Raw genomic sequence first — 19,533 nt, forward strand, 5'->3', positions numbered from 1 at the left:
CGAACACCATACGCTACTTCGTCCCGCTGGCAAGATTTGTTTCAAGAAAGTAACGCTGACCGAAAAGGTAGAGTAGCACCACCGGAATAACCGACAGGACCGCAGCGGCCATGGTAGGCACCCAGCGCACCAGGGTTTCGTCCCGGAAGGTGACAATGGCCACAGGAAGGGTCAGCTTCAGCTTTTCCGTAATCACTACGAGGGCCCAGTAGTAATCATTCCAGTTCCTGACAAACTGAATCAAGGTGACGGATATAATCGCCGGAAGGGCGGAAACCAGATAGACGTGATAAAGGGTCTGCAGGGAGTTGCAACCGTCGATCTGACTCGCCTCGTCAAGCTGCCGAGGGATTTGAAGGAAAAACTGTCTGAGCATGAAAATGACATACCCCTTTGCTATGTTGGGCATCACCAACCCCCAGTACGAGTTTACCCATCCGAAAGAGGTTATAACCATGTAGGAGGGAAGCATAATTGCCTGAGGCGGAATCATCATGGTACAGAGAACGAGAAAGAAGAGTAGTTCCCTGCCGGGAAAGGTGAAACGCGAAAGACCGTAAGCCGCAAAGGTACCAAAGACCAGCTGTAACGTGGTTAAAAGGATGGTAATAAAGGAGGAGTTGAGAAACCAACGGAAATACGGGGTTTGCCGAAAGACCTCTTTATACCCCTCGATATTCCAAGTCGAGGGAAAGATGATCAGCACGCGATTGAGTACGCTGCTTTGCTCTGAGAATGAAACCGTCAGCATCCAGAGAAAGGGAAAAACGACGATACATGCGGTTAATCCGAGTACAATATGAAGAACAAGGCGTGAAAATCTTGAATGGTACATCGCAATCTCCTTTCCTATTTATAAAAGACGGTTTTCTGAAAGTGGCGAACCAGTACGAACGTAGCAGCAAGCATGAAGACAAAAAGCAAGGTTGCTGCGCTGCTTGCGGTGGATGTTTCAAAGTAACGAAAAGCCTCCCGCCAGATATAGAAAACCCACACCGTTGATGCGTTGTTCGGTCCCCCGTTGGTGAGGATCTGCACCGTCGCGAATACCTGAAAGGAAGAGAGGGTTGTGATCACTATAACAAAAAAGCTTACCGGTGAGAGCAGCGGCAGGGTTATCGAAATCGTTTTTCTCAATGCCGATGCACCGTCAAGATCCGCCGCCTCGTAAAGCTGACCATCGATCTGTTTTAGCCCTGACATATAAAGGATCACATTGTATCCGAAGGATTGCCATACCCCAATGATGATAATTGCAGGAAGTGCGCTCTTCGGGGAGTTGAGCCAGTTTGGTCCGGTAATCCCGAATAGTTTAAGAAACGCATTCAAAGGCCCATGCATGGTATTAAAGATGGTCAAAAAGGAGAGGCTTGCCGCCGAAACCGATATCACCACCGGAATAAAGAAAAGAAGCCGGTAGACAACCTTCGCGCGGCCGCTTTTCTCAATAAGCACCGCATAGAGGAAACCAAGAATGACCGAACACGGCATCTGGGTGAACACGTAGAGGAGGGTGTTTCTGATCGATAGACCAAAAATCTTCGAAGCAAACAGCGTTCGGTAATTCTTCAGGCCAACGAAGGTCTTGTCTCCGGTAAGGATGTTCCAATCGTTAAAGCTTATAAAAAGAGAATAGAAAAAGGGAAAGATGAAAAAAACTGCAAAAAGCACCAAGACAGGCGCTATATAGGCATAGGGTTCCCATCGTTTATAGGTCATTGCAAATTTCCTTACGTGTAGAAAAGCTTCCGGCCGAACACGTAGGGTCGGCCGGAGAAGTCGTCATGTGGAATAAGGGCGTCTACTACCAGCCGAGGATTTGCATTGTTGCATTGGCTGCGTCGTCGAGTGCCTCTTTCCCGCTTTTCTGTTCATTGAAGGCTGCAATGATATTATCAAGGAGCGTCTGGGTAATCCTAGCTCCCTGACGGGGCCAGTTGTACCAATTTACGAGATCGTCGATCATGTCGTAAGCCCTGAGGGAGTCGGGATACTTTGCCATGTAGTCGGCCATGGGTCCATCGGGGTCGGCCATCACCTTACGAGCGGTCATATAGCCCATGCCTTCGGTAATTGCTTTCATGGATTCTTCGTTCAAGGCAAACTTCACAAACTCCCAGGCGGCCTCCTGCTTTTCCGGAGTGGAGGGAAGAATGAAGATATTGCTTCCTCCGCCGGCAATCCTTCTCGGATTCTTCCGTTCCAGATCGTCCCACGTGGGCAGTTCTAAAACACCGAGATCGAATTGTGCATTCTCGGTAAAGCTTCGAAGGTTGCCTGTTGTGGCCACGATAATACCGAGTTTCCCGTTGATGAAGTTGTCGGCAGCCTCCGATCCGGTGATGTTGGGAAAGCTTCCGTCTTTGAGCATCATACCGAGCCAAAAATCCATGACGCGCTGACCGGCTTCTTTATTAAAAAGGACCTTTCGAGTTGCCACATCCGCCATCTGGCCGCCGAAAGAATCGAGGAGGATCTGAAACTGCCAGGTATCGAAATCGAGCTGGAAGCCGATACCGTTGATTCCCGCGGCAGGGTCGGAGACCGTCTTTGCCCATTCCCTTATCTGGGCCCAGGTTTCCGGCTGTACCGGTGCATCGATGCCCTTTGCCCGAAGCAGATCGCGGTTTACGAAGATAAGGGGTGTGCTAACGGCGAAGGGCAGGGCGAACTGCTCTCCCGTTGCCGCGTCCCTGCCGAGGTCGAGCATCCTCGGGATAAAGGGATCGAGATTGTACCCATCATGGTCGATATAGTGCTGCATCGATACCGCACCAAGCTGGCTCCTCATAGTTGTGCTCTCGGACAGGGACATGATGGTCACTTCGGGAAGCTGCTTGCCCACAGCCAGGGTCTGGAGCTGTTCAAGCAGCCCTCCGTACCAGCCGGGAACATCCCGCTGGCTTACCACAATCCGATCCTGGGAAGCGTTGAACCGATCGACAATGCCCTTCATTACCTCGCCGCGGGCCCCGCTGAACACGTGGGTAAAGGTAATCTCGATTTTATCTGGTGTCGATCCTTCTTTGGGAGCTTCCTGATTGCCTCCGGCAAACAAAAGGCCGCCGGAGATCAGAAGCGATACAGCAGCCAACAGTATCATTCTGTTTTGTCTCATACAAAACCTCCTTTGTAGATAATGCGAGTATAGTTGTATAGACAATATGTGACAAGAAGATTTTTATCGTTTCACGATTATCTAACCATTTCTTACTGTCAGGAATATTGGTGGTATATGCCCCTCAAGTCATTTTCAAATAGTCACTTAGGATTAGAAACATGGAAAAAGGCGGCCGACGGCGAAAAAGAAAGGATTTTACCTGTGCAAATGCCTGATTATCACCAGGATTCCGAACACTAGTAACATTTTACCTTGCGCAGGGCATCAAGGCAGCGTAGATTTAGTATATGAATGATGTAATAGTTCGATTATTGACGGAAATCTATGGCGCCTCTCAGGCAGAGGAACTTGCCGAAGAAATCGGGACGCTTGTCGCCGAGCGGCGTAGTCACCTCATTCCCCCGGAAAACCGGGGAAGAGGAGATCTTCCCCTTGACGAAACCGATGCCTTTCTCATCACCTATGGCGACAGCTTTCGCCGGGACGGAACCGTTCCTCTTCAGGGATTGCGGGAGTTTGCCGACCGAAAACTTACCGGTATCATTTCCGGTATACACATCCTTCCTTTTTTCCCCTACTCCTCGGATGATGGTTTTTCGGTCATCGACTACGAGCAGGTCAACGGCGACTATGGCGATTGGAAGGATGTTGCGGAAATCGGCGCTTCATTCAAGCTGATGAGCGATCTTGTGCTCAACCACTGCTCTGCAAAGAGCCTGTGGTTCCGCCGTTTTCTCGAAGGCGATCCACTTTACCGGGACTTTTTCGTTACCGCCTCGCCGGATGACGATCTCTCGATGGTGGTGCGCCCTCGTACGCATCCTCTGCTGACTCCCTTTGAGACATCAGAGGGAGTTCGTCACGTCTGGACCACCTTTTCAGCCGATCAGGTGGATCTCAACTTTGCCAATCCGGCAGTCATGCTCGAGATGATACGTATCCTCCTTTTTCATATTGAAAAGGGGATACAGGTGATCCGTCTCGATGCCATCGCCTATCTTTGGAAGGAGATCGGCCATCCTTCGATCCATCATCCAAAAACCCATGCGGCGGTAAAGCTTTTTCGTGCGGTTCTTGATGTTGCCGCTCCCTGGGTGGTTGTCCTGACGGAGACCAACGTTCCGCACGAAGAGAATATCAGCTACTTCGGCAATGGAAGCGACGAGGCCCACATGGTCTATCAGTTCCCGCTTCCTCCCCTGGTCCTGGATGCTTTTTTAGAGGAAGATGCAGCGGTATTGCGAAAATGGGCATCGGGTTTGACCGGGCTTTCGGCAAAGACCACCTTTTTCAATTTCCTGGCAAGCCACGACGGGATCGGGGTGATGCCGGCCCGGGGAATCCTTCCCCAAGATCGGATCGATCGTCTTGTGAACACCACCCTCAAACGGGGCGGGCTGATCAGCTACAAGGCCACTCCGGAAGGATCGATCCCTTATGAAATGAATATCACCTATCTCGACGCCGTTGCCGAAAAAGAGCTTCCCGACAGCGTCAGGGCGCGCAAATTCCTTGCCAGCCAGTCGATCATGCTTGCCCTGCGAGGGGTTCCGGGAATCTACTATCACTCGCTTGTCGGGTCCGAAAACTGGAGAGAAGGGGTTGAGGATACCGGACGGAACCGTACCATCAACCGGCAAAAATTGCAGCTTGATCCGCTTCTTGAGACGATAAACGAGGCGGGATCCTTGCGGAACAGGATCTACAGCGGCTTTAAGGCAATGCTCCAGGCCAGAGCTAGTACGTCGGCCTTTGATCCTGCCGGGCGCATGGAAATTCTTCCTACCGAAGGGGCCGTTTTCGGTCTTGTACGTATCAGTCCCGATAAAAAGGAACGGGTCGTCTGCCTTGTCAACCTTGCTCCCGTTGCCAAAGAAGCCACCTTTCCCGCAATCGTACTCGGTGGTAAGCCTGCATCCGATTTTATCGACCTGATAGAGGATTCGAGTATGGTTCCCCTGAGAACCGGAAAAGATCTCACCTTCCAGCTTGAACCCTACGGTGTCCGCTGGATCAGACCACGAAATTAGGCCGTCGCCCAGCAGTTTTCAGATGCCGCTGTTTGTTTCGGTATGCTCTCTGGCTTCTTCTTCGCCGAAAAAGCCGGAGAGTAGGTTTCTAAATGTTGTCCGCAGGATGGCATACGAGTAATACTTCAGCCCCAATGCGTAGTTGGTCTCCACCATCTTGTGAAGACGTTCGGGGTCTGAAAGGATTCGTTCGGTATAGTCGACGGTCTTGTCGGTGATGAAGTCGTCCATTTCGATAACATCGAAGCCTTTTGGTTTGATATCGTGTCGGTAGATCGAGTAGTTGTTTACCAGAATCGGCTTTCTGAAATAGATGGTTTCAAGAAAGGCGTTGCCGAATCCCTCCTGGAGGCTCGGATAGGTGACAAGGTCGGCATGGGGATAGACATCCTGGAGGGTGTAGGTCTTCTCTCCCGAGGGTGAAATCTCCCGTTTGTCGCCTATCTGATGATCGACGAAGATGGCCCGGATACCCAGAAGCTCTGCGTATTTGTGGACCCGATTCTGGTATTCGTAGCCCTCATCACCGGATGCATGACTAATCACCAGCACCGCCTTCCTGTGCATGCGAGCCACCAATTCGATGGCATGCTCGATGCCCTTTCTCTGAACTACCCTGGTCGGTTGGAGGACAAAGAGCTCATCATCGGCAATGCCGAAAACCTTCCGCACATCTTTATTAAAATCATCCAAGGGCTCCGTGGGAGGATGTTCGAAATCCATCACATTAGGAATAAGGTGGCTCGAAATACCTGTTCTCAGGGCAAGCTGGTTCTGTCCCGAACTATTAATTACCACATGCTGGATCATCGGCAGGTGTGGTGGGTAGCAGCTGTTCAGGTAGTCCCACACACAGTTTGTAAGAAATCGTTTGCGTTCCCAGAAAAAATCGTGGTGATGGGCAATGGTCGGAATACCGGTTTCCGCTATTACTTCGGTAATGGCCATACCAAGGGAAATATTGAGGGGGATGGTTAGGGTATTCTGAGGGATAATGAGATCAAGGTCAAAGCGGTCGATGAACTGACGCAGCTTCGTCTTAAGGATTTCGCGGTAATGATGCAGGCCTGTTGAAAGTTCCTGGGGACGTTTCCGGTTGCTAAAGCACTGTTCATAGAGTGTGGTGATTTCGGGATGGTGGAAGTGCGCCTCTTCCACTAGAAAAGAGCGTTCGGGATCGGTATCAAGCTGACCCGCCATAAAAAAGCTTTCGTGGCCCATCTCCTCAAATACCGAGGCCCATTTTTTTGTTTCAAGAGAAACCCCGTCGGTGCCGGAAATTCTGAAAGAGATGAAACCAATTCTCCGCTTTTTCATCGCATACTCCTTGTGGCTCGTTTCTACTGTCACGAATATTGGTGGTAAAATGGCGTGACCCCACCACCAGGATTCGGAACATTATAAAGTGTTATCACTTGCCCGTTGTCGGTCAAGAGCAAAGAAGGATATAGTACTCTCATGAATACAAAAACACGGAGCGGAGACGAGTTACTCTGGAGTGAAACAAAGCGGGAGCTGATTGCTCCCTGCCGTATTTTTGATGTGAATCGGGTAGAACGACAGGCCCCCGACGGCCGGGTGGGACGCTTTTTCTTTCTCGATGCCCCCGACTGGGTCACGGTGATTCCCTTTACCGGCAGCCTGGAGGATCTTACGGCATTGCGCGGAGACTTTCTCATGGTCGAACAATTCCGCCACGGTATTAATGCGGTGACCATCGAGTTTCCTGCCGGGACCGTTGAAAAGGGAGAGGAGCCGAAGGCTGCGGCCTTGCGGGAGCTTTCGGAAGAGACCGGCATTAAACCGGAACGGCTGGAGCCCCTTGGCTCGGTCTGTCCAAATCCCGCATTTATGAACAACCGTGTCTCGTTCTTCCTTGCCCTCGGCCTTAACCGGGTCGGCGACCAGGACCTCGATGAGCATGAAGAGATTACCCTTCACTACCAAAAGGCCTCGGACGTTGTTCGTTGTATGGGATCGGGCCGGTATAACAACGGCATTATGATGATCGCCCTGGCTTACCTTCGGCAGTGGTTGGATCGATAGAAATCGGGCTCTGAAGAAGGTAGGCGGGGGGAGTGTGCATGGAATATGAAACTTGATTTCTGGCTCTATGTGTATTAACATACATCTTATGAGGTGTATAGATGCGAACCAATATTGTTCTGGATGATAGTCTCGTGGAGGAGGCTTTCAAATACGCCGGGAACATCCGTACAAAGAAGGATTTAATCGAGATGGCCTTGCGGGAATTCGTCCGTTCCAAAAAGATGAAGAATCTACGGGACCTGAAAGGAAAAATTGAGTTTGCAGATGGGTATGACTATAAATCCATGAGAAGCACTCATGATCCTGGTTGATACGTCTGTCCTTATCGACTATCTCAAAGGGGCAGATAGCGGCCAGGCGTTGATTTTTGACAAGGTTATTCAGCATGGTATTCCATACGGCATAAACGATGTTATCTACCAGGAGGTTCTGCAGGGTGCAAAAACGATGAAGGAGTTTGGCACCCTGAAAGGGTACCTGGAAACATTACCGTTCTATGGCCTGCAATTCGGAAAAGAGTCGTATGAGCGGGCGGCATTGATCAATCTTCAATGCAGGCGGAACGGGATAACCGTTCGGAGCACAATCGATGTGCTGATAGTGGAGACTGCGATCGAGAATAATCTCTTCCTCCTTCATAATGATGCTGATTTCGACAGAATAAGCACGCTTGTCAAAGAGCTAAAAATCTTCCGACAACTATGACCTCCCTCACCGTTGTGGCGGTAAAACAGCCCGATGAAGGGTCTCGAGGGTAAGGTTGTTCTCCAACCACCCTTCATCTGCCTGTGCCGTCTTGAAGCCTTTATTCAAATCTACGAATTCTCCGGCAGACACCAACACTCCTTGATCACCCGTGGGGGAATCGAATTGGACCGATCCTTCGGTGACGCACAGCCAATCTCGTCCTGCAGCGGGTGCATACATCCTGTAAAAATCCGTACCGCGGACCCCTGCCACAGCCGTCTTGGTACGCACCGAATAGGACGATCCGGTGATCTTTGCGGCTATCAAGCGAAGTTTGCCTGCAATAAGGGAGAATACGTTTTCGTTGTCCACCTGATTACTATCGGCATCGTGCAGGCTGTCGATGCGGAAGGTGGTGTTGTTGTCTAATACGATTACCGATCCGTTTGGCACAAGGACGATCTCTGCACCGCTGTCTCGGGTCTTCACGGTAGATCCGCTTTCGAGGATTACCCCGAACGCTACGCGAATCGGGTTGCCGGCTGCATCCCGGATGCTTACCTCGCTAGGCTCTTGCATCCACACGATTTGGGCCGCAACCAGTGCGGGGGATCGGGGGGATGCCTGGAGGGCTGTGCTGGGCAAAGCCGTAAAGAGCATCAACATTGCAATCGCTACTATGATTTCCAAAAGCTGCGGCTGGGGTACCGCGTGTACGAAATGTGTCGTTTTCATAATTCATAGTATAATACTATGATATTGAAAATTCAAAACTGCATACTGGCAGTATTTATTGCATTTCAGGCAACGATATTTTTTATGACGTCAATGATCATTTTCAAATCGTCTTGATCTTCGTTTTCTGTTCTGAAGATGATTCCTGATTGGAAGCTATTGAATTTCAGGCTCTGACATTCGAGCTCTTTTATGCCGTAATGTTCTAATAGGTTTCCTACTTGTTGCGGTAGCAATACCAGCGATTTACTATTTTGCAGAATTTTTATGACGGTCAGCATACTATTGGTATCGTGAATTGTTTGGATCTCTACATTTTTCATTAATTGATCAGGGATTTCATAGCCGGGAAGGTCTTCTTTTGATCCAAAGATAATCCACTTGTATTTGTTTAAGTCATCAAGGCGGATGCGATCCCTATTCTGGTGGAGCGGATGATCCTCATGAGCAAATATTGCATGTCGGCTTTTTATGAGCGGGATACCGGTTAGCTTTGTATGAAGATTGTTTGGAATCTCACCGAGAAAAAGATCACATTGTCCCTTGAGGAGTTCTTCAATCATTAATTCTGTGGGGCCGCTTTTGCCGGTAATGACAATTTCATTGTTGCTTGATTCTTCTATCCGCAGAATAATTTCCGCACTATACATAATCTGCCATAATATTCCATAGGCAATTGTTATATGATTTTCCATATTGAGTCTTGCCTGTCGCATTTCTGTATCCAGCAGCTGCATTTCGTTTTCGATGGCCTTGGCATGGCGGTAGAGTATTTTTCCGTACTGAGTTGGATAACAGCCGTTTTGTGTTCTCTCTATGAGTTTTCCGCCGAAAGAGTTCTCAAGTGACTTTATGCTTTTACTTAGTGCCGGCTGACTTATATAAAGTCGTTTGCTGGCTTTGGTATAGCTATGTGTTTCAACAAGCGCCACGAACTGCCGCAACATATGGTACATACTAGTATAACCTCTAGTTATAAAACGTGATCCAAAAGGTATTAGACCGGAAAAATATTCAGATTTATAATTCATTCTACCATAACATTTCGTCCGGGAGGAAAATTTTGAATGTCATTTTTGTCATGTTTGATTCACTCATAAGAAAAGGTATCGGTGCTTATGGCGGAAATATAAGCACCCCTAATATAGACAAATTTTCGAAAAAGGCTGTGACATTTGATACGCATTATGCCTGTAGTATGCCCTGTATGCCGGCGCGACGGGATTTCCTTACCGGTCGTCCTAATTTCCTTCATGCAAGTTGGGGGTGTCTTGAACCGTTCGACAGGCCGCTCACAAAAGAATTGCGTAAAAGCAAGGGGGTCTATTCTCATTTAATTACCGATCATCCCCATTATTTTACCTACGGAGGAAGCGGCTATCATTCGTCATTCGATTCATGGGAATTTATGCGTGGCCAGGAGGGAGACCCGTGTACCGGAATTGTGGACTTCGACTATAAGCAATATGATGATTTTTATAATCCTACGTATTATCCGGTTGGTGACGAAAAACTTGACCTCCCTTTTCTTCGTGAGCAACATATCAAAAATAGGGAAAAAAGCATGACTGCCGAGAAAGATATGTCACTTGTAAAATGTTATGAAGCCGCTTTCACTTTTCTTGATAGAAATCACAACGCAGATAATTGGTTTTTACAGCTTGAATGTTTTGATCCACATGAACCCTATTATGCTGCGGAACGATTTCGGGAAATGTATGATGTTAACGATGGCCTCGTTACCGACTGGCCTTTTTATCGAAGGGTGTTTGAAAGTAAAGAAAATGCTGAAAAACTAATAAAGAATTACAGTGCTCTTTTGACTATGTGTGATGAGTACTTTGGCCGGCTTTTGCAGTATATGGACCAGTATCGCCTGTGGGAAAATACCATGCTCATTTTTACCACCGATCATGGAATTTTATTGAGTGAACACGATTGGTGGGGAAAAAATCGCCAGCCATATTACGAAGAGATCAGCCATTTACCCCTTATGATTTATCATCCCGATTACGCTGATAAGGGCGGCGAAAGAAGGACCTCGCTGACACATGCAACGGATTTTGCGCCGACCATTTTTGATGCCTTCGGGGATTCAAAGCCCAAAGAGGCAACCGGGCAAAGCCTATTGCCCCTGCTCTCGTCCGACAACAAGGATGATCGTGGTGTCATTTTCGGTATTTTCGGAGGCGCAATCGGCGCTACCGACGGTAGGTATGCCTACTATCTTTATCCGGAGGATTTGAGTAGCTCGAACAACTTGTATGAATATACCTTGATGCCCGAGCATTTGCGAAACCAGATGAGTATAGCGGAATTAACGGACATGGAACTTGCTCCTCCCTTCGATTTCACACAGGGTGTTAAAACACTCAAAATAAAGGCTCGTGACGATTCGAAACGCATCCCTCTGGATAGGGAGGGTTTTTTAGGTAGCTTCCAGGACACAAAGACCGTTTTATTTGATCTTGTCAGTGATCCCGGACAGAATAATCCGATATCCGATCCTGCAATAGAAAAAAGAATGAAACAGATCATTATCAACGAAATGAAAAAAGCGGATGCTGCACCGGAAACATATAAACGCTTTCGAATAGGGTAAGCCCTATAACAATATTTTGAAGGAGATAAATATGGGTAAGAAAGCAGTTTTATTGCTCCTCTTTACTGCTGTGTCTTTGGGACTCTGGGCCGAGGGCAATAAGGAGGCAGGTACCATTGGAACGGAGAATTGGCCGGGAGATCCGATAACGATCACCTGCCCCTGGAGTGCAGGGGGCATAGCCGATATGTCTATCAGGGCTATGGCGGAATATGGCGACAAGTATTTTGGCGTTCCTATCGTACCGGTGGTCAGAACCGGTGCCGGCGGAGCCGTTGCAATAACTGAGTTCATGAAACACAAGGCCAATGAACCGCAGTTAATCATGGCCAGCGAGGGGCTTTTTGCCATTACGCCTCTTACAAACAAAGTCGCATACAGCTGGGATAACTATATTCCGGTCATTGGAAATACGTATTCGGCTTTTGCACTTGTCACAAGTTCCGATAGCGGATTAAAAACGCTTGATGATCTTGTTTCCTATGGTAAGGATCACGCCATAACAATCGCAATCACGGGAGATAATCTTTTGTTTGTCGGCGCATTCTGTGATGAGGCGGGAATACAGTATAAGGCCGTACCCTATGGTGGTGCCCCGGAACAGCTTGCCGCGGTACTTGCAGGTGATGTTGATGTTGGTGTTACCCACCCTGCGCTTGCAAAAGAAAATGCCAAGGCAGGAAAAATACATGCACTTGCGGTATTTGACGACAAACCATGGAAGGATGAATTTTACGATATTCCGCCGATAACCGATTTTGGATACGATATTGTATTCCCTAATCACAATTTTTTCCTGATGCCGGCTGGTACCGACCCCGAAATCATCCAACTAGTTCATGAAAAAATTGCCGCTATATATCAAGAGCCGGATTTTATTGCATTAACCAAAAAGCTTAACCTTGTTATCAAACCCTCAACACGTGATGAGATCGAAGCACATATCGATAATGCGATAACAAAAGCAAAATCGTATTATAAGACAGTTTACGGCAATAAGTAGGATGCCGTTCCGGATCGTACCGTGAAAACGATATACACGATCCGGAATGAGTTTTTACAGAGAGAGGGCGTACATGAAAGTCTCGGTAAAGAGTAACTTTGTAAGCGGAATTTTTTTCTTTCTCGTATCGTTTTTTCTTTTATACATGATACCTCGACAAATTGAGGTCATTGACGATAGTTTCATTAACTCGAGGACGTTTCCCTATCTCCTCGCATTTGTGATCATGGCAATGAGCATCAAGCTTATTGTCGTCGATCTTGTAAAGATCATAAGAAAACAACCAACAAAAGAGAAAGAATTCGATTTAGTGGTTGAAGGCAAGGCGATCATCATATTTTTTATCCTTCTTGCATATGTAGCACTTATGCCGCTTATCGGATTTCTGTTCAGCTCGATTCTCATGTTCGCTGCCTTTCTTGTGTTCTTTCATTCAAAGGAGTGGAAATACTACCTTATCGGTCTCCTTTCATGTATTTCCGTATATATAATATTTACATCTGTTTTGCATATACAGTTGATGTGAGGAGTACAGTAAATGCTTGGAAATATTGTCGACGGATTTTACAATTTCTTTCATCTTTCCAGTTTTCTGTATATGAATCTTGGTATATTATTAGGAATAATTTTTGGTGCTATTCCCGGCTTAACCGTTTTGTTATGCATCGTTCTTTTCCTCCCTTTTACCTACGGACTTGACCCTATTCCCTCTTTCATGTTTCTGCTTGGAATTTATTGTGCAGGAAGCTACGGTGGATCAATTTCTGCGATTATGATTAAAGCTCCGGGAACTCCTCATGCAGCGGCGACTTTATTGGATGGCGCACCTCTCGCCGCAAAGGGTTTTGCCAAAAAGGCGCTGAAAACCGCACTGATAGCATCAACTATTGGGGGATTGGTAAGTGCCATTGCCCTCCTTTTTATATCCCCCTTTATCGCTAAGGTGGCACTGCATTTTGGCCCACCCGAGTATTTTATCTTATGCCTCTTTGGACTTTCAATCGTGGCAGGTGTTAGCGGTACGGATCTTTCAAAGGGGATTATTTCAAGCTGTATCGGTTTATTTCTTGCGACCGTGGGTATCGATATTATGAGCGGCACCTTTCGATTTACCTTTGGAAATTACAATCTTTTTGGCGGCTTTGATCTTGTTATCATCGTGACAGGTCTATTTGCGATATCGGAAACCATCATGAAGGCAGGTTTTAAAAAAGAGGCAGCCAAGCATAAAATCGATCTTGCGAAAATGAATAAAGGTGAGGATGTTACGTTCCGTGATTTCAAGCGGATGGTTAGGCCTATTTCCCGTTCCTCTTTGATAGGCATTATCATCGGTGCGATACCGGGAACGGGGGCATCGATGGCATCGTTCTTCAGCTACGATCAGGCAAGAAAAAGATCGAAGCATCCCGAAGAGTTTGGTAAAGGATCGATCGAGGGGATCGCCGCTGCGGAATCTGCCAATAATGCGGTTACGGGAGCCACGCTTATACCGCTTTTGACGCTTGGCATCCCAGGTGATGCTGTTGTGGCCATCCTGGTTGGTGCTTTCATGGTGAACGGACTGATTCCCGGGCCGAACCTGTTTGTGGAACATACGGTCACTATTTATGCCATTATGGTCGGATTAATTTTTACAAATGTATTCATGTTCCTGCAAGGTAATTTCCTTGCTAAGTTTTTTGCGAAAGTTGCTTTAATCCCTACGGAAATTCTGACCCCGATTATCGTCCTTTTGTGTCTGACCGGGGCATATTCCATAAATAATTCTTTCTTCGATGTTTTGGTTTCTGTAATCGTAGGTTTCGTCTCGTACCTTTTAATACGTTTCGATTTTTCCGTCATTCCGGTCTTACTTGGGCTTGTCCTTGGGCCATTGGCGGAGTCGAACCTTAGGAGATCTCTCCTAATATCGCACAACGATATTACAATTTTCTTTCGTCGTCCGATCAGTGCTTTTTTTATAGCAATATTACTCTTTTCCCTTGTCATGGTAATTGTCAAGAACGTAAAGAAGAAAAACAGCATGCGGGTATAATCATGAAATCGTCTGTTCCTTTTAATCTCCTAATCAAACCAATCGGATCGGCATGTAATCTTCGCTGTGATTACTGTTTTTATATTGATAAATATAAAATTGTATCAGAAGGCCGACAGTCGCCGTCTCCTATGAGTGATGAATTACTTGAAATTTCTATAAAGCAGTATATCGAGTCTCAACCTTCCGGTATTGGAGAAATCATCTTCTCATGGCAAGGCGGTGAACCCTTACTTTTAGGCATAGATTTCTTTAGAAAGGTAGTACGCCTGCAAAAAACATATGCCCCTCCCGGCGTTAGAATATCTAACTCATTACAGACAAACGGGACCCTTGTGACAAAGGAGTTTGCACGATTTTTTAAAGAGCATTCGTTCTTGGTTGGGATCAGCATAGACGGCAGCGAAGAACTACATGATAAATTTCGAAAAGATCGTTCGGGAAATGGAAGTTTTTCCCGCGTCATGAAGGGCTATGAATATTTAAAAGATGAAGGTGTCGACGTAAATATACTGACATCGGTTAATAGCCACAACAGTGAGCATCCTCATGAGGTCTATGCGTTTCTTACATCAATTGGGGCAACCTATATTCAGTTTATTCCAATTGGCAAAGCTAACGGTACATGCGACTGTCCCTATTCTGTTGGTGCCGAACAGTGGGGGAGCTTCTTATGCCATGTCTTTGATCTCTGGAAAGAAAGGGATATCGGAAAGGTTTTTGTCCAGCACTTTGATATGCTGTTAGCTCGCTACATGAATTATCCTGCTACTCTCTGTGTTCATGCTCCTCTTTGCGGAAGGGCAATTGTTCTTGAGCATAATGGAAAAATATATAGCTGTGATCATTTTGTGGACCATGATCATGAGCTTGGAAACATTACGAAAGAATCGATTGTTTCAATGCTGAATTCGGAAAAACAGATACGGTTTGGAAGGAGTAAGATCGACAACCTCTCTATGGGATGCAAAGAATGCGAGTTTTTGCCTCTCTGTTTTGGAGGATGTTTGAGGAATCGACGTGAACGGTCTTCTCCTTCCTCGAAAAAACCTTCCAACTATTTATGTGACGGATATCGGGCCTTTTATGCACATACACGTCCCTATTTTAGCGCTATGGCAGTAGCACTCCGAAATCGGAAAGAGGCAAAGGACTACATCCAATTTCTTAACAGCAACAATGATTGATCGGACAATAAGGATGAACATGATCACCAATAACACAAAAAGGGTATATACCCAGCAAAAGGATGACTTAATCTTACGAGATTTTCTTGCTGCAGATAGAACCGTACTCGCGAATGAACGGACCTTTCTTGCATACATACGTACAGCCTTGAGCCTTCTTGTAACAGGCGTATCCTTTGTTACCTTTTCGGATATGAAGCTGGTGGTTTTTGCCGGCTTCATACTGATACCGGTATCCATCGTGATATTGCTTACAGGGGTGATACGATTTTGCCACATACGAAAAAAGCTTGCGCACATAGCGTATTAATATTATAAAGCGTCTCGCATCCTATAAATTTCCTCTGCAGGCCACACCCCTGTTCTGGCGGCTTCTCTGGATAACATCATTTCCAGTCTGTCAATATCGTCTACAGGAATACGAACCGTGCTTGCCCCATCTACTGCATAATCAACGGCGAACATGTTTTCTACCATATAGCGAAACGAGTTATCGGACTGCAGGCTTTCTCTGCTTTCATGGGACAAGAGAGATCGTTCCGCTTCCCTGAATTGAAAGGCATATCCCAACTGGTTTAATTGCACTACCGAACTTACGTCACCTTGTTCCAATAATGAACGGCAAGAGCTTCTATAACTTCCTGAAGAAAAGCCTGTAATGTCCCGCCCCTTATTACCGGTGCCAATATGTTTCCTGTGATAACCCTTTTCCTCCTGGTATGCAGGGGCGTTGTTTTCTAAGCTTCTCGCAAAAGCATTTTCCGATCTTTTGACATGCTCTCCTGCTAAAACACTAAACCCAATGACATGTTCTGCCTCATGTGTTGCCCCGGTTACCTTTACGCTGTATTTCTTTGATAATCGGCGCTGTTCCTTTCTACGACTTCTATAATCGCCCGCGGAAAGTTTTGTCTTTTTTCTAAGAGAACAAGGTTTATACCTTTTCAATTGAAAGTGCCCTGATTTCATAGCAACAAATCGAAAAATCGCTCTCAATGGCTTCTATTGTTATGTGAATGGCATTAAGCCCCAATTGTAGAAAATCGCTATAATCAATTGAAGAAAAATTTTGATACCGAAGATCAATCCTCAATACATTATTCTCACCTCCTTCCGCCTCTTCGGAATCAACATACTTTACAATGGGATTTGCAGTGTCTTCGTTAACGACAATGGTCAGGCGAACACCTGTACCCGGCTTCTTCCAATGTTTTATCAGTAGCGCATAGTCATTGGAGGTATCTACTACTTTGAAATATAGTGTCATGGCAAGAGACTGGCATACCTTTGTCAGATTCGCAGAAAGCACCGTTTCAGCGGCACAAAATCCGGCTCCTGTATCACATTTCTCCGGATATTGTGTTGTATCTTGTATCAGTAAGGTATTTGTTTGGGAAATAGTTTTAAAGGCAATTGGTGGATTATTTCCGTCCGACTGTTGGGGCAGGATCACAAAATTCTTAGGGATAAAGCCTATAACTGATAGTTTGTTTTCCATCCCTATGGGATCTAAAGCCAGTATCGATAGATGTATCGTTGTCTTTGATGGATCAGAACCCTTTACCTTTAGCTGGACAGGAAATTGATCCCTGTACACTGCAACCGCATTGTCTGCGAGAGCATGACTCGCTGTATAATAGAAAATGGTATTATCTATCGTTATTTCTTCGGATGTGCCGTCATCTATGCTGATCAGCCATACCGCTTTCATGACAAAATCACTTCCGAACAACGATAATTGGCTGGGAGGATACAATGAATGCGAATCATAAAGTCTTGAAGCCATACTAGATGGAATCAATATGCGTAATTGATTTGGATTCTTGTCATTATGCGTGCCATCGGTTTTATTGCATACTATGGCATCCCAGGGATATTCCTGTCCAAAGATCCACTTGGGAGAATTTGCATGGGGATCAACATATGCATAAGCCCCCCAATCTTTAATACTCATAGATGCAGAATCCGATAGATCATTGCTTTTGCTCCTCGAGGCTTCCGATCCTACTGTTTGTGACTTCTCGGATGAAAATGATGATGAATGCTCTCTATGTATGCTCGCGCTGTCATTCATCTCGGTAAAACCTGCTGAGATGGATGCCGAATAACTGTTTGTTTCCGAAGTCGAAGATCCCACTGTGCTGTTCTGAGAGCTTCCGCTCGTTTCTCCGGCCGATGTGGTGTTTGTTCCTGAAGATTGTATTTGAGTGTTTACCGTTTTTGGGGAATAATCTACTACCTGAGCATCTATTCCTTCTGGGGCATCTATGGAAAAAAAAGCCTGAAAGAGAGCAGGGTAGTTCTCATATGCATTTGTTTTGTCATTTTCATCAACCTGTAAGATAGTACCGTTACTGTTGTAAAAGCTGATTCTTTGCGTGCAATGGAGCAGGTATTTTCGGCTTTTTGCTTTCTTAATCGATGCCTCTCCTGAGACTTGAACATCATCATACGAAGAAACCCGATATTCTGTGAAGAGATTGCCAATTTCAGTATCGCTTCCTTGTATGAGAATAGATGATCGACTACATAAATACGGATCGTTTTTTCTAAACATGTACGCATCCCTTTACATGAAATTCTCATCTGTTACCCTCGAAAAAATTCACTCATTCGAGGATAGCTAATTTGTTTACCGAAGGATATCTTCCTGCGCTGGTCCCGCATAGATGATGTAATGTACCACGTAGTACGGCGGCATATTGTTGTGCGGGCTATCTCCTCCGCTAGGGGATGTGTTGTAAAAATAGTTGTCACTGTCTTCACCACCCGCAGTACCCTTTTGGCCTTTATCTCCTGTAGTTCCAAACGGCCAATTTTTATACGCTTCACCAAAGCCATAATGCTGGTGCTTCGGCATTTCTCCTACCGTAAGACAGTGTTTCTCTTCCCCTCCTGAATCTCCTCCGTTATAGGTAGTGCCTGTTGTGCCAAACGTCCCGGAGCCGATCAATGTTCTTCCGGCTAAATTGGGAGTATTCTGATTCCCTAATAAGGTTTTCAGGTTGCTATACACATCTGGTATGCTCCCTCCGTCACAGAGAAGCCAGTCTTTTGGTATATTTTCTTCGGCCAGCGCAAATGCCACAATCGTTCCCATGGGAACACCATACGTTATGTTGATGTCTCCTACGTTTTTTTCCATTGCATACTCCTTTGCATTGTTTCTGATAGAGGAATGATAGCTGCCCAGTGTAAACAGCGGAAGAATGCAAGGTAAACCGTATGTAAACAAAAAAGATCATTGTCATTGACAATGATGATACGGCGAAAAATAATGATTAGCATCATGAAAAATGAAGATGTTTTCGTGTTGCTTCTTGAAGATAATCCTGCCCAATATACGCTGCTTGCCGCCTATTTAGAGAGGGAACAGTACAAGGTCCTGCTTGCCGATTGTATCAAGACCTTTCATTCCCTGATGAAAGCGGAAGTTCCGGATATTATTCTTCTGGATCTTAATCTTCCCGATGGCGACGGATTACAGCTTGTTCGTACGATACGCTTGGTGCATAAGATCCCCCTCATCATCGTGAGCTCCAGGGACACGTTGACCGATCGTGTGGCCGGCCTGGAACTGGGCGCAGATGATTATATCTGTAAGCCGTATCATCCCAGGGAACTGGTGATCCGTATACGCAATTTGCTTGCGTATAAGCGTGAGGAGAGAAGAACCTCTTTACAAGCAATATGGATAAATGATTTCTCTTTCAACGAAACATTGTGTTGTTTTTTCGATAAGGGCGGAAAGGAAATAAAATTGACAGCCGGAGAGTACACTATTATGGCTGCCCTTCTGGAGGGACGAGGCAGGATTCTGAGCAGGGATCAGCTTCTGGATATCGCTTTTCACAGAAAGGCATATCCTGGAGACAGAACCATAGATGTACTGATTTCCCGGTTGCGAAAAAAATTCCCCCTGCAACCGGAGGACCCGGAAATCATTGAGACGGTGAAGGAATTCGGGTATCGCGTAAATACCGCTGCCTTGCGATAGTTCAAAAACGACTATGGATTCACTATACAAAATAGAAAGATGTACCGGAGAATTTTCCTGCCGTGAGACGGAAAAAGCCTTTAT

The 19,533-nt window shown here is 46.2% G+C and carries 20 protein-coding genes; 11 read left to right on the top strand and 9 right to left on the bottom strand.

All coding sequences use genetic code 11. The features are described 5' to 3' along the window. Nucleotides 1-13 precede the first annotated feature (13 nt). From SPIRS_RS03210 to SPIRS_RS03220, 3 genes are all read right to left on the bottom strand, one after another. Nucleotides 14-835 carry a carbohydrate ABC transporter permease gene (locus tag SPIRS_RS03210; protein ID WP_013253239.1) on the bottom strand — a complete coding sequence of 274 codons (822 nt, stop codon included), beginning with the start codon at nt 833-835 and terminating at the stop codon, nt 14-16. Between the two features lie 14 nt (nt 836-849). Continuing rightward, the gene (locus SPIRS_RS03215) at nt 850-1,719 is read right to left on the bottom strand and encodes a carbohydrate ABC transporter permease (RefSeq protein ID WP_013253240.1); all 870 of its coding nucleotides are present in this window, start codon (nt 1,717-1,719) and stop codon (nt 850-852) included. Nucleotides 1,720-1,804: 85 nt separating this feature from the next. Continuing rightward, the gene (locus SPIRS_RS03220; RefSeq protein WP_013253241.1) at nt 1,805-3,118 is read right to left on the bottom strand and encodes an ABC transporter substrate-binding protein; all 1,314 of its coding nucleotides are present in this window, start codon (nt 3,116-3,118) and stop codon (nt 1,805-1,807) included. Between the two features lie 290 nt (nt 3,119-3,408). Between SPIRS_RS03220 and SPIRS_RS03225 the strand changes: the two genes are divergently transcribed. Beyond that, nucleotides 3,409-5,151: a sugar phosphorylase gene (locus SPIRS_RS03225; RefSeq protein ID WP_013253242.1), complete on the top strand. Its 1,743-nt coding sequence runs from the start codon at nt 3,409-3,411 to the stop codon at nt 5,149-5,151. A gap of 18 nt (nt 5,152-5,169) precedes the next feature. Here SPIRS_RS03225 and SPIRS_RS03230 read toward each other — a convergent pair whose 3' ends face one another. After that, on the bottom strand, nt 5,170-6,468 hold the full coding sequence (locus SPIRS_RS03230; RefSeq protein WP_013253243.1) for a glycosyltransferase: 1,299 nt from the start codon (nt 6,466-6,468) through the stop codon (nt 5,170-5,172). Between the two features lie 141 nt (nt 6,469-6,609). Between SPIRS_RS03230 and SPIRS_RS03235 the strand changes: the two genes are divergently transcribed. The 3 genes from SPIRS_RS03235 (at nt 6,610) to vapC (ending at nt 7,905) form a co-directional block, all read left to right on the top strand. Then, on the top strand, nt 6,610-7,197 hold the full coding sequence (locus tag SPIRS_RS03235; protein WP_013253244.1) for an NUDIX hydrolase: 588 nt from the start codon (nt 6,610-6,612) through the stop codon (nt 7,195-7,197). Between the two features lie 101 nt (nt 7,198-7,298). Then, complete coding sequence (locus tag SPIRS_RS03240) at nt 7,299-7,511, top strand: type II toxin-antitoxin system VapB family antitoxin (RefSeq protein ID WP_013253245.1); 213 nt, start codon at nt 7,299-7,301, stop codon at nt 7,509-7,511. Then, nucleotides 7,498-7,905 (top strand): type II toxin-antitoxin system VapC family toxin, encoded by a 408-nt coding sequence (gene vapC / locus SPIRS_RS03245; protein WP_013253246.1) that lies wholly within the window; start codon nt 7,498-7,500, stop codon nt 7,903-7,905. Before SPIRS_RS03240 ends, vapC begins: the two co-directional genes overlap by 14 nt. Before the next feature lie 6 nt (nt 7,906-7,911). On the opposite strand, the gene SPIRS_RS03250 is transcribed toward vapC, so the two are convergent. Next, nucleotides 7,912-8,622 (bottom strand): FecR family protein, encoded by a 711-nt coding sequence (locus tag SPIRS_RS03250; RefSeq protein ID WP_013253247.1) that lies wholly within the window; start codon nt 8,620-8,622, stop codon nt 7,912-7,914. Nucleotides 8,623-8,687: 65 nt separating this feature from the next. Next, complete coding sequence (locus SPIRS_RS03255; RefSeq protein ID WP_171814753.1) at nt 8,688-9,569, bottom strand: LysR family transcriptional regulator; 882 nt, start codon at nt 9,567-9,569, stop codon at nt 8,688-8,690. A gap of 35 nt (nt 9,570-9,604) precedes the next feature. Between SPIRS_RS03255 and SPIRS_RS03260 the strand changes: the two genes are divergently transcribed. From SPIRS_RS03260 to SPIRS_RS03285, 6 genes are all read left to right on the top strand, one after another. After that, nucleotides 9,605-11,224, top strand: coding sequence for a sulfatase (locus SPIRS_RS03260; protein ID WP_281046996.1), 1,620 nt, complete (start codon nt 9,605-9,607; stop codon nt 11,222-11,224). A 31-nt stretch (nt 11,225-11,255) separates the two neighbouring features. Next, a complete protein-coding gene (locus tag SPIRS_RS03265) occupies nt 11,256-12,227 on the top strand; it encodes a tripartite tricarboxylate transporter substrate binding protein (RefSeq protein WP_013253250.1) in 972 nt (323 codons plus the stop codon). A gap of 73 nt (nt 12,228-12,300) precedes the next feature. Further along, entirely contained in the window at nt 12,301-12,753 is a 453-nt protein-coding gene (locus tag SPIRS_RS03270; RefSeq protein ID WP_013253251.1) for a tripartite tricarboxylate transporter TctB family protein, read from the top strand. A gap of 12 nt (nt 12,754-12,765) precedes the next feature. Continuing rightward, nucleotides 12,766-14,265, top strand: a complete 1,500-nt coding sequence (locus SPIRS_RS03275; RefSeq protein ID WP_013253252.1) for a tripartite tricarboxylate transporter permease — start codon at nt 12,766-12,768, stop codon at nt 14,263-14,265. A gap of 2 nt (nt 14,266-14,267) precedes the next feature. Further along, nucleotides 14,268-15,452 carry an anaerobic sulfatase maturase gene (locus SPIRS_RS03280; RefSeq protein WP_013253253.1) on the top strand — a complete coding sequence of 395 codons (1,185 nt, stop codon included), beginning with the start codon at nt 14,268-14,270 and terminating at the stop codon, nt 15,450-15,452. A 19-nt stretch (nt 15,453-15,471) separates the two neighbouring features. Beyond that, nucleotides 15,472-15,762 carry a DUF202 domain-containing protein gene (locus tag SPIRS_RS03285; protein WP_013253254.1) on the top strand — a complete coding sequence of 97 codons (291 nt, stop codon included), beginning with the start codon at nt 15,472-15,474 and terminating at the stop codon, nt 15,760-15,762. Nucleotides 15,763-15,764: 2 nt separating this feature from the next. Here the strand turns inward: SPIRS_RS03285 and SPIRS_RS03290 are convergent, their stop codons facing one another. The 3 genes from SPIRS_RS03290 to SPIRS_RS03300 all read right to left on the bottom strand — a co-directional run bounded on the left by SPIRS_RS03290 (nt 15,765) and on the right by SPIRS_RS03300 (nt 18,597). Continuing rightward, nucleotides 15,765-16,448 (bottom strand): hypothetical protein, encoded by a 684-nt coding sequence (locus SPIRS_RS03290; RefSeq protein WP_148224025.1) that lies wholly within the window; start codon nt 16,446-16,448, stop codon nt 15,765-15,767. Then, on the bottom strand, nt 16,387-18,009 hold the full coding sequence (locus SPIRS_RS03295; RefSeq protein ID WP_013253255.1) for a hypothetical protein: 1,623 nt from the start codon (nt 18,007-18,009) through the stop codon (nt 16,387-16,389). The genes SPIRS_RS03290 and SPIRS_RS03295 overlap by 62 nt, the downstream gene beginning before the upstream one ends. Nucleotides 18,010-18,084: 75 nt before the next feature. Further along, a complete protein-coding gene (locus tag SPIRS_RS03300; protein WP_041865970.1) occupies nt 18,085-18,597 on the bottom strand; it encodes a tail fiber protein in 513 nt (170 codons plus the stop codon). 144 nt (nt 18,598-18,741) lie between these two features. Between SPIRS_RS03300 and SPIRS_RS03305 the strand changes: the two genes are divergently transcribed. Next, complete coding sequence (locus tag SPIRS_RS03305) at nt 18,742-19,449, top strand: response regulator transcription factor (RefSeq protein WP_245537688.1); 708 nt, start codon at nt 18,742-18,744, stop codon at nt 19,447-19,449. Nucleotides 19,450-19,533 lie beyond the last annotated feature (84 nt).

It is taken from the genome of Sediminispirochaeta smaragdinae DSM 11293 (genome assembly GCF_000143985.1).
GTDB classification, from domain to species: domain Bacteria; phylum Spirochaetota; class Spirochaetia; order DSM-16054; family Sediminispirochaetaceae; genus Sediminispirochaeta; species Sediminispirochaeta smaragdinae.